Source organism: Limosilactobacillus sp. (assembly GCF_051873075.1).
Lineage (GTDB): Bacteria > Bacillota > Bacilli > Lactobacillales > Lactobacillaceae > Limosilactobacillus.
The window spans coordinates 22,095-33,520 of the sequence record NZ_JBJEEM010000061.1; the positions used below are offsets into that span (position 1 = coordinate 22,095).

The following is an 11,426-nucleotide window of genomic DNA, read 5'->3' on the forward strand; positions in this document are numbered from 1 at the left end:
CAAACAGCCCTTTTTTTGAAAACCCCATTGATTAATAAAGGAGAGATCTAGTCATGGCTGAAATTAAAGCTGCTCAAGTTATGGAATTGCGTAAGAAGTCTGGTGCCGGAATCATGGATGCCAAGAAGGCATTAGTTGCCAGTGACGGTGACATGGACAAGGCAATGGATTACCTTCGTGAAAAGGGGATCGCCAAGGCTGCTAAGAAGAGCGACCGGGTTGCTGCCGAAGGTTTGGCTGATGTTGCAATTAACGGCAACACCGCTGCCATTGTTGAATTGAACTCCGAAACGGACTTTGTGGCTGCCAGTGACCCATTCAAGGCCCTGCTCAAGGAAGTTACCAAGCTGATCAGTGAAAACAAGCCTGCTACTGTTGAAGAAGCCTTGGCAATCAAGACTGCCAACGGTACGTTGAATGATGACATTATCAGCACTACCCAAAAGACTGGTGAAAAGGTTAGCCTTCGTCGGTTCAGCGTTGTTGAAAAGAACGACGGCGACAGCTTCGGTGCTTACCTGCACCAGGGCGGCCAAATTGCTGCCTTAGTTGTTCTTGAAGGCGGCGACGAAACTACTGCCAAGGACGTTGCTATGCACGTTGCTGCTATCAACCCAGAATTCATGACTCGTGACGACGTTTCCCAAGACCGTCTTGACCACGAACGTGAAGTCTTCAAGGAAGAAACGTTGAACGAAGGCAAGCCAGCTAAGATCGTTGATAAGATCGTTGAAGGTCGGCTCAACAAGTTCTTATCACAAATCTGCTTGGCAGACCAAGACTTTGTTAAGAACCCAGACCAAACGGTTGCTGAATACGTTTCTGCTAACAACGGTAAGCTGAAGTCCTTCATCCGTTACGAAGTCGGTGAAGGGATCGAAAAGAAGCAGGATGACTTTGCTCAAGAAGTTAAGGACCAAATGAACTAAGGTTCGCTTGGCGAAAGGACGTGCTGGGTTCAGTGCGTCCTTTTTTACAATACTTGATTGGCAGACAATTTGAGGAGGAAAAGCATGGCTGATATTAAGTATAATCGTGTTATCTTAAAACTGAGCGGGGAGGCCCTTGCCGGTGAGAAGGGTTTCGGCATTAACCCACCCGTTTTAAAAGATGTTGCCAAGGAACTTAAGGAAGTTCACGATTTGGGCGTTCAGATTGCGATCGTTGTCGGTGGCGGTAACATGTGGCGGGGCGTCACTGGTGAACAGCTCGGCATGGAACGGGCCCAGGCGGACTACATTGGAATGCTGGCCACCATCATGAACGCCCTGTCCCTGCAGGATGCTTTAGAGTCCATCGACGTACCAACCCGGGTCCAGACTTCCATTGAGATGCGGCAGATTGCGGAACCATACATTCGGCGCAAGGCCATTCGTCACCTGGAGAAGGATCGGATTGTGATCTTTGCCGGGGGAACGGGAAGCCCATACTTCTCAACCGACACGACGGCAGCGCTGCGGGCAGCAGAAATCAACGCTGACGCGATTTTGATGGGAAAGAACGGAGTTGACGGTGTCTACTCCGCTGATCCAAACAAGGATACCAGTGCTGTTAAGTTTGACCGTCTGACACACATGGACCTGATTGAAAAGAACCTGAACGTCATGGACACGACGGCCAGCTCACTGTCAATGGATAACCATATTCCATTGGTAGTCTTCAATCTCAACACACCAGGAAACATTATGAAGGTTGTTACCGGCCAGCAAGTCGGGACGACCATTGAGGGGGACTAATCATGGCTAATAGTAAGGATATTTTAAACGGTGCCAAGGATAAGATGAAGAAGTCCGGCGAAGCCCTGCAACGGACTTTAGCAGATATCCGGGCCGGTCAGGCCAACGCCAGCCTGCTCAACTCCGTCAAGGTTGAGTACTACGGGGCACCAACGCCGCTGAACCAAGTGGCTTCCATTACGATTCCAGAAGCTCGGCAATTGCTGGTTACTCCATACGACAGCAGCATTTTGGAAGAAATCGAACGGGCAATCTACGCCTCAAACTTGGGCCTGACGCCGCAAAACGACGGGACTGCCATTCGGCTGATCATTCCACAACTGACGGAAGACCGGCGTAAGGAACTGGCCAAGGACGTTAAGGCTGAATTGGAAAAAGCTAAGGTAGCAGTTCGGAATGTTCGGCGGGAAGCCATGGATGACCTGAAGAAGGGTAACAAGGATGGCGACTTCAACGACGACGAATTCCACGATCTGGAAAAGAAGGTTCAAGATGAGACCGATGCCGGGATCAAGAACCTGGAAGAAATTGCCAGCGCCAAGGAAAAGGAATTGCTCGAAGGCTAATTCAAACAATGTTCATTGACGACGAGGGTGGGCAGTACCATCCTCGTTTTTTGCTTTGCGCGGCAAGTAGCTTTTTAGGGCTAAGAGCCTTATAATTAATGGGTGATTATTTGTCAAAACCAACTAAACGGAGGCGAAGACGGTGTTTTCTAGCAAGAAAGACACAAGCACAGAAAAGCAATTAGACATGGAGCGGATCCCAGCCCACATTGCCATCATCATGGATGGCAACGGACGCTGGGCCCAGCGCCGGCACCTGCCACGGGTTGCCGGCCACAAGCAGGGGATGCAGACGGTCAAGAAGGTGACCATGGCGGCAAGCGACCTTGGTGTAAAGGTGCTCTCCCTGTACGCATTCTCGACGGAAAACTGGAAGCGGCCGGCAACGGAGGTCAACTACCTGATGCAGCTGCCAATTCGCTTCTTTACGACGTTTGTCCCTGACCTGGTCAAGCATAACGTCAAGGTGATGGTGATGGGGGACATTTCTCGTCTTCCCGAGGCCACCCAGAAGGCGGTGCGGGATGCAATCAAGGACACGGCGGACTGTGACGGGATGATCCTTAACTTTGCCCTAAATTACGGCAGTCGTGACGAGATCACCCGGGCGGTTCGTGCCATCGCCAGCGAGGTTCAGGATGGTCAGCTTGAACCAGCAGCGATTACGGAGCAGACCATCAGCAACCACTTGATGTCGTCCCCACTGGAGAAGCTGGCGGATCCCGACCTATTGATCCGGACCAGCGGTGAGGAACGGATCAGCAACTTCATGCTCTGGCAGATTGGCTATAGTGAACTCGAATTTGTGCCAGAACATTGGCCAGACTTCGATGGCGAAACCCTGAAGCGCGCAATTATTGAGTTTCAAGGGCGGCACCGGCGCTTTGGCGGGTTAGTAAATAAGTAAAGGAGTTAGTTAAATAATGAGAACACGGATAATTACCGCGGTGATTGCCCTGGCAATCTTTATTCCGCTGATCGTTTACGGAAGCTGGCCGCTGACAATCGCGGCGGTTGCCCTCGGAATCATCGCAATGTCAGAGATCTTGGTCATGAAGAAGATGTTTTTAATCTCCTTCGAGGCCATCATCAGTTATCTTGGGGTGGCTTTATTGATCTTGCCGGATAGCTGGCTGGACTTTTTGCCGAGCGTGGCGACGCGTTGGTTCGGCTTTTACGTCCTGGTGCTGCTGCTCTTGCTCCACACGGTTTTGCGCAAGCAGCGGTTTACCTTTGACGATGCTGGGGTGTTGACCCTGGCGATGCTTTATATCGGCCTGGGTTTTCACTACTTTGTGGTTGCCCGGTCGATCAACTTTGTGACCCTCTTGTACGGGATGTTGATCGTTTGGCTGACCGACAGTGGGGCTTACCTGATCGGTCGCAAGATCGGTAAGAACAAGCTGGCACCGAAGATCAGTCCCAACAAGACCTGGGAAGGCTCGATTGGCGGGACCGTTGCGGCCACGATTATTTTGGCAATCTACCTGTACTTCCTGCCAGTTGGCGGGGCCTGGCTACCAATGGTTCTGTTGACCGTCGTTCTGTCGATCATGGGCCAGTTTGGTGATCTGATTGAGTCATCACTGAAGCGTTACTATGGTGTGAAGGACTCCGGGAAGATCCTGCCGGGACACGGTGGTATCCTGGACCGATTTGATAGTATGCTGGTCGTGATGCCGATGTTACACTTACTTGGAATTATTTAAGCGTTGCAATCTTAAAGAGGGGATCATTTGATAGTAACAATTATTACCTTTATCCTGGTATTCGGTATCTTAGTCCTGGTCCACGAATACGGTCACTACTTCTTTGCTAAGCGGGCCGGCATCCTGGTCCGGGAATTCTCCATTGGAATGGGGCCGAAGATCTGGTGGCGGCGCAAGAACGGGACCACCTATACTATTCGAATCTTACCAGTTGGTGGTTATGTCCGCCTGGCCGGTAACGACGACGAGGATCTCGATGAGTTGCGGCCGGGGACCCCGGTGACTGTCCAGCTCAATGACCAGGGCCAGGTGGTCACCATCAATGCCAGCAATAAGGCGGCTCTCTTTCAAGGGGTTCCGTTACAGATTGTTGACTGTGACCTTACCGATGGCTTGTGGATCAAGGGGTACGTCAATGGTGACGAAGACCAGCTGAAGAATTATGATGTTAACCATGACGCGGTGATCATTGAAAAGGACGGCACCCATGTCCAGATTGCGCCGCGGGATGTTCAATTCCGCTCCGCTAGCCTGCCCGCACGGATGATGACTAACTTCGCGGGACCAATGAATAATTTTATCTTGTCATTGGTCGTCTTCATCATCCTCGGCTTCACCCTGAGTGGTGTTCCCACGAATAGCAACCGGCTCGGCCGCGTTAATACAGGATCGGTCGCTGCAAAGGCGGGGCTGACTGCCGGGGACCGGATCACCAAGGTTGGCAACACGACAATTAAGAACTGGGCTGACCTTTCGACCAACATCTCTAGCCACCCGGGCGAGAAGGTGCGCTTAACCTACGAACGTGACCATCACCAGCACCAGGTGACTGTTGTTCCAAAGACGGTTCACCAAGGCAAACAAAAGGTTGGTCAAATCGGGATTATCGAGGAGCAAAAGACCGGGATCAAGGCCCGGCTACTCTTTGGCTGGCAGCAGTTCGTCCAGGCAGGTACCTTGATTTTTAGTGTGCTGGGGAGTATGTTTACACATGGCTTTAGTCTCAACGATTTAGGTGGCCCGGTTGCCATCTATGCGGGGACGTCCCAGGCGACGGCGCTGGGTTTTAACGGTGTGTTAAACTTTCTGGCGTTATTGTCAATCAACCTCGGGATCGTGAACTTGTTGCCGATTCCGGCACTGGACGGTGGCAAGCTGCTTTTAAACATTATTGAGGCCATTATCCGGCGGCCGATTCCCGAAAAGGCGGAGGGCGTGGTCACCATGATTGGCTTCATGCTCTTATTACTATTGATGATTCTTGTTACCTGGAACGACATTCAACGTTATTTCATTCGATAAATTGATTTTGGAGGAGTAGTTTTTTATGAGACAATCAAAGATTTTGATTCCAACCAAGAAAGAGGCGCCAAGCGATGCCGAAGCCTTGAGTCATAAGATGATGATTCGGGCCGGCTATATCTACCAGGTTTCTGCCGGGGTATGGTCATACCTGCCGCTGGCATACCGGGTAATCCGCAAGGTCGAGAACATCATCCGTGATGAGATGGACAAGGCCGATGCCGTGGAGATGATGATGCCAGGTCTATTGCCTGCCGACCTCTGGAAGCAATCAGGCCGTTACGAGAGCTACGGGGACAACCTCTTCAAGCTCAAGGACCGGCGGGATCGTGACTTTATCTTGGGCCCAACTCATGAAGAAACCTTTACCGAAGTGATTCGGGATAGTATCAAGTCTTACAAGAAGCTGCCCCTGGTGGTTTACCAGCTTCAGGACAAGTTCCGTGATGAGGACCGGCCACGTTACGGGATCTTGCGGGGGAAGGAATTTGAGATGCTGGATGGCTATTCCTTCTCCGCTGACCAGGCTGGGTTAGACGAAGCCTACGAGAAGCAGGCCCAGGCTTACCGGAACATCTTTGATCGGATCGGCCTGAACTATAAGGTTATCCTGGCTGATTCTGGTACGATGGGCGGTAAGAACTCCCAGGAATTCTCCGCCCCGGCCAAGGTTGGAGAAGACATCATTGCCTACACCGATGGCGATTACGCTGCTAACCTTGAAAAGGCCACCAGCAAGTTTACCGGTGTTCAACAGACGGCCCAACCAGCGGAACTGACTAAGAAGGCGACTCCAGGTGCCCACTCGGTTGACGAAGCAGCCGAGAGCCTGGGCATTGATGCTGACCAGATCCTGAAGACAATGCTTTTCATGGCCAAGATGGGTGAGGACGACTATCAACCAGTCATGGTCTTGATGCGCGGCAATGACGAGGTCAATGAGGCCAAAGTTACCGATGCCCTGGATTGCGAAGACCTGACCCTAGCGACTGAAGAACAGGCAGTTAAGTATCTAGGTGCCCACCCTGGCTCCCTGGGGCCCGTTGGGGTTGGTGAAGACGTCAAGATCTTGGCTGACAACTATGTCAAAGTCCTGGTCAACATGGCTTGCGGTGCCAATGACGATGGTCACCACTATATCAATGCCAACATCGACCGTGACTTCCGGGTTGACGAATTCGGTGACTTCCGAAACGTTAAGGAAGGGGAAATTGCCCCTGACGGTCACCCAATCAAGTTCACGCCTGGGATCGAAATCGGCCACATCTTCAAGTTGGGGACCCACTACTCCGATAAGTTTGGTGCCCAGGTCTTGAACGAAAACGGCCGCCTAGTAGATGTAATTATGGGTTGCTACGGAATCGGGGTTACCCGGCTGCTTTCTGCAGTGGCCGAACAAAACGCCGATGAAAATGGTTTAGTTTGGCCAGACAGCATTGCACCATTCGACGTCCATGTCATCCCGGTTAATGCTAAGAAGGATGATCAGATGGCCATGGCCAATGCACTTGATGAGCAGTTGACGGCCGCCGGCTACGAAGTACTGGTTGATGACCGAAAGGAACGGGCCGGGGTCAAGTTTGCCGACTCCGATTTGATCGGGATTCCGATCCGGATCACCATCGGTAAGAAGGCCGCTGACGGTATCGTCGAGGTCAAGATCAGAAAGACTGGCGAGACCATCGAAGTTAAGCAGGAAGAAGTCGCCAATACGGTTGGTATCCTGCTGAAGCAATTGAATAGCAAGAATTAGTTAAATACTTGAATAGAAAATGTGGTCGCAAAGCTGAAGCAAATTAGTTTGCGCCACATTTTTAGATAGGAGGACATTAGTGTGGGATTGAATCGGCATGAACTGTTTGCCAAACTACTTGAGCAGATTCATTTTCCGGAAAAGGATGCCGCGGCCTTCCAGAATGGGGCCATTCAGTCGGTCGTTGTCCATAAGAACTCACGGGTGTGGGAGTTTCACCTGCTCTTCCGGCAGGCCCTCCCGTTCAGCCTCTTTCAGGAGTTCACTGCCGCACTGCAACGCGGCTTTAAGGACATCGCTGGCGTGAAGGTCAAGATCAGTAGCCCGATGACCGACCTGGATCAGCAACTGATCGTTGACTACTGGGAGTACATTGTCAATACGACGGCTCAGGATTCGGCCATGTTGCAGCAGGCCTGCCTGCAGACTAGTCCCGAGGTTAAGGATGGTCGGGTGACTTTGGTAGTTGAAAACGAGATTGTCAAGGATATGCTGGTTCAAAAGCTCCTTGATAAGATTGAACATCGCTACCAAGACTTGGGCTTCCCGCAGTTTCGGATCCACCCCTTTGTTGACCAGTCAGCCTCGCAGGAGAAGATCAAAGAACTGAAGGCTAAGCACGAGGCGGATGATGCGGCCTTAGCGGCGAAGGCCATGGCCCAGATTAAGAAGAACAATGCTGCCCGGGCAAAAACCAAGCAGACGCAAGAAGTAGCTCCTGCCGCTGGCCCTGCTCAGCTGGGGCGGACGATCAGCGATAAAGAAAACGTCATTCAGATGAAGGATATCCAGGGCGAGGAGCGTTCTGTGGTGGTTGAGGGTTACGTCTTCAACGCCGAGGTCCGGGAATTACGGTCTGGTCGGCAACTGTTGACCTTTGAAATCACCGACTACACCTCATCCTTTGCGGTCAAGAAGTTTTCACGCAATACCGAGGAGGAGGCTCAGTTTGCCAACATCAAGCCGGGCATCTGGCTGAAGGTCCGCGGTCCGGTCCAGGAAGACACCTGGATGCATGACCTGATCATCAACGCCTATGACATCAACCAGGTGCAGCACACCCCACGGAAGGATAAGGCTCCGGCAGATGATAAGCGAATTGAACTGCATACTCATACCGAGATGAGTCAGATGGATGCCACCAACTCGATCACGGAACTGGCAAAGCGCGCGCATGAATGGGGCCAGCCGGCCATTGCAGTCACTGACCACGCCAACGTCCAGGCCTTCCCTGAGGCCTTCAAGGCGGCCAACAAGTTTGGCATCAAGATGCTCTATGGGCTGGAGGCCAACGTGGTTGATGATGGAATTCCGTTGGTTTACAACGAGAATCAAGATGTCCTCTTGGATAATACTTATGTAATCTTCGACGTGGAAACCACTGGGCTATCAGCAATTTATGACAAGGTGATTGAACTATCAGCGGTGAAGATGAAGGATGGCGAAGTCCTGGAACGCTTTGATGAGTTCATCGATCCTGGCTTCCCGCTTTCGGAACAGACCACCCAGCTGACCAGCATCACTGATGAGATGGTCCACGGTTCCAAGAGCGAGGAAGAAGTATTCAAGATGTTCAAGGACTTCTGCGACGGCTGTATCATTGCCGGGCACAACGTTTCCTTCGATATGGGCTTCATGAATACCGGTTACCGTCGGCACAAGATGAGAGAGATCACCGAACCCGTTATCGACACCTTACCACTGGCCCGTTTCTTGTACCCGAACCTGCGCGGTTACCGGCTGAATACCCTGAGCAAACGGTTCAAGGTGGCCCTGGAGCATCACCACCGGGCCAACTACGATGCGGAGGCGACCGGGCACCTGCTCTACAAGTTCTTAAAGGATGCCGAGAAGCGCTACGATATCCGTTACGTCGATGACCTCAACAAGCACATGGCAGAAAACGATGCCTACAAGCATGCTCGGCCATTCCACGTCACTATCCTGGCCCAGACCCAGGCCGGCCTCAAGAACCTCTTCAAACTGGTGTCGTTTTCTAACGTCAAGTACTTCCACCGGGTGCCGCGGATTCCGCGGACCGTGCTTAGCAAGTACCGGGACGGCCTGTTGTTGGGGACGGCCTGCTCGTCAGGTGAAGTCTTCACTGCGATGATGGAGAAGGGCTACTCGACGGCCCTGAATAAGGCGCGTTACTACGACTTTATCGAAGTGCAGCCCAAGCCGAACTACGCCCCCCTGCTGGAACAGCACGTGATCGCTGACGATGCCCACCTTGAGGACATCCTGAAAAACATGGTCAAGATGGGGGACGAACTGGATAAGCCGGTGGTTGCTACCGGGGACGTTCACTACCTCGATCCGCACGACGGAGTTTACCGCAAGATCCTGATTAATTCCCAAGGGGGCGCTAACCCGTTGAACCGGACCCACCGGCCAGACGTACACTTCCGGACTACCGATGAGATGCTTCAGGAATTCAGCTTCCTGGGGGATGAAAAGGCCCATGAGATTGTGGTGGACAACACGCATAAGGTCGCGGATATGGTCGACAACGATATCCGGCCCGTCAAGGATCGCTTGTATACGCCGCACATGAAGGGGGCGGAACAGGAAATCCAGGACCGGACCTGGAACACCGCCAAGGCCTGGTATGGCGACCCGCTACCGAAGCTGGTTCGTGACCGGGTCAGCCTGGAGCTGAACAGTATCGTTAAGAACGGGTTCTCGGTCATTTACTTGATCGCCCAGCGGCTAGTTGCCAAGTCCAACAAGGACGGCTACCTGGTTGGGTCTCGTGGTTCCGTCGGTTCCAGTGTGGTTGCTACCCTCTCCGGGATCACGGAGGTTAACCCGTTGCCGCCGCACTACCGGTGCCCGAAGTGCCAATACACCCACTTCTACACCAAAGGGGAATACAGTTCCGGCTTTGACTTGCCAGAGCGGCGTTGCCCGAAGTGCGGGACCCTTCTGGTGAAGGACGGTCACGATATTCCGTTCCAGACCTTCTTAGGATTTAAGGGGAACAAGGTGCCGGATATCGATCTAAACTTCTCCGGCGACTACCAGCCAATTGCCCATAACTATATGAAGGTTCTCTTCGGTGAGAAGAACGTGTTCCGGGCCGGGACGATCGGTACCGTGGCCGATAAGACGGCCTATGGTTACGTCAAGGCCTACGAGCGGGACAACGACGTCCAATTCCGGGGAGCCGAGGAAGATCGGCTCGCTAAAGGGGCGACCGGGGTCAAGCGGACGACTGGTCAGCACCCGGCCGGGATCATCATTGTGCCCGACGACATGGACATCTACGACTTTACACCGGTCCAGTACCCGGCCGACGACCAGAGCGCGGCCTGGGAGACCACCCACTTTGACTTCCATTCGATCCACGATAACATCCTGAAGATGGATATCCTGGGCCACGATGACCCGACGATGATTCGTGCCCTCCAGGACCTTTCCGGGATCAATCCGCGGACCATCCCGATGAATGATCCGGGCGTGATGTCACTCTTCTCCAGCCCGAAGCAGTTAGGGGTTACCGAAGAGCAGATTCAGAGTAAGACGGGGACGTTGGGGCTGCCGGAGTTCGGGACCCGGTTTGTCCGGGGAATGCTGAACGACACGCACCCGAAGAACTACTCCCAATTGCTACAGATTTCCGGTTTGTCGCACGGGACCGGGGTGTGGTTGGACAACGCCCAGGAACTGATTAAGGAAGGAACGGCCACGATTGCCAACGTGATTGGTTGTCGTGACAACATCATGACCGACTTGATCCACTACGGCCTTGATTCTGAAACCTCCTTCCAGGTGATGGAATCCGTTCGTCACGGTCGCGGAATTCCCGACGAGTGGCAGGAGAAGATGCGCAAGGCTAACGTTCCCCAGTGGTACATGGATTCATGCCTGAAGATCAAGTACATGTTCCCGCGGGCCCACGCGGCGGCATACGTTCTGATGGCCCTGCGGATTGCCTACTTCAAGGTTTACTTCCCACTGGTTTACTACTGTGCCTTCTTCTCTGTACGGGCGGACGATTTTGACGTGGTCGCCATGTCCCACGGTAAGGATGCGGTCAAGCACCGGATGGCGGAGATCAACGAGCAGGGAAACGATGCCAGTGCCAAGGATAAGAGTCTGCTGACTATTCTGGAACTGGCCAATGAAATGCTTGAACGAGGTTTCAAGTTCAAGATGGTCGACCTCAATAAGTCGGATGCCACCAACTGGCTGATCGATGGGGACAGTCTCATTGCACCATTCCGGGCAGTTCCTGGCCTGGGACTGAACGTTGCCAAGCAGATCGTGGCGGCGCGGGAAGAAAAACCGTTCCTGTCTAAGGAAGACCTTGCCGAACGGGGGAAGGTTTCTAAGACGCTTATCGATTTCTTAACGG

Annotated in this window: 8 protein-coding genes; all 8 read left to right on the forward strand. The window is 52.8% G+C overall.

Annotated features, from left to right (window positions below):
- Positions 1-53 precede the first annotated feature (53 nt).
- Positions 54-929, forward strand: coding sequence for a translation elongation factor Ts (gene tsf, locus ACI31J_RS06780; protein ID WP_439773670.1), 876 nt, complete (start codon positions 54-56; stop codon positions 927-929).
- Between the two features lie 84 nt (positions 930-1,013).
- The gene (gene pyrH, locus ACI31J_RS06785) at positions 1,014-1,736 is read left to right on the forward strand and encodes a UMP kinase (RefSeq protein ID WP_439773671.1); all 723 of its coding nucleotides are present in this window, start codon (positions 1,014-1,016) and stop codon (positions 1,734-1,736) included.
- Positions 1,737-1,738: 2 nt separating this feature from the next.
- On the forward strand, positions 1,739-2,302 hold the full coding sequence (frr, locus tag ACI31J_RS06790) for a ribosome recycling factor (RefSeq protein ID WP_439773672.1): 564 nt from the start codon (positions 1,739-1,741) through the stop codon (positions 2,300-2,302).
- 187 nt (positions 2,303-2,489) lie between these two features.
- Positions 2,490-3,209: an isoprenyl transferase gene (locus ACI31J_RS06795; RefSeq protein ID WP_439773679.1), complete on the forward strand. Its 720-nt coding sequence runs from the start codon at positions 2,490-2,492 to the stop codon at positions 3,207-3,209.
- 16 nt (positions 3,210-3,225) lie between these two features.
- Complete coding sequence (locus ACI31J_RS06800) at positions 3,226-4,011, forward strand: phosphatidate cytidylyltransferase (RefSeq protein WP_439773673.1); 786 nt, start codon at positions 3,226-3,228, stop codon at positions 4,009-4,011.
- 27 nt (positions 4,012-4,038) lie between these two features.
- On the forward strand, positions 4,039-5,313 hold the full coding sequence (gene rseP, locus ACI31J_RS06805) for an RIP metalloprotease RseP (RefSeq protein ID WP_439773674.1): 1,275 nt from the start codon (positions 4,039-4,041) through the stop codon (positions 5,311-5,313).
- A 25-nt stretch (positions 5,314-5,338) separates the two neighbouring features.
- Positions 5,339-7,066 carry a proline--tRNA ligase gene (locus tag ACI31J_RS06810; RefSeq protein ID WP_439773675.1) on the forward strand — a complete coding sequence of 576 codons (1,728 nt, stop codon included), beginning with the start codon at positions 5,339-5,341 and terminating at the stop codon, positions 7,064-7,066.
- Positions 7,067-7,147: 81 nt separating this feature from the next.
- Positions 7,148-11,426, forward strand: a 4,279-nt coding sequence (locus ACI31J_RS06815) for a PolC-type DNA polymerase III (RefSeq protein ID WP_439773676.1), incomplete at its 3' end; no start/stop codon positions are given.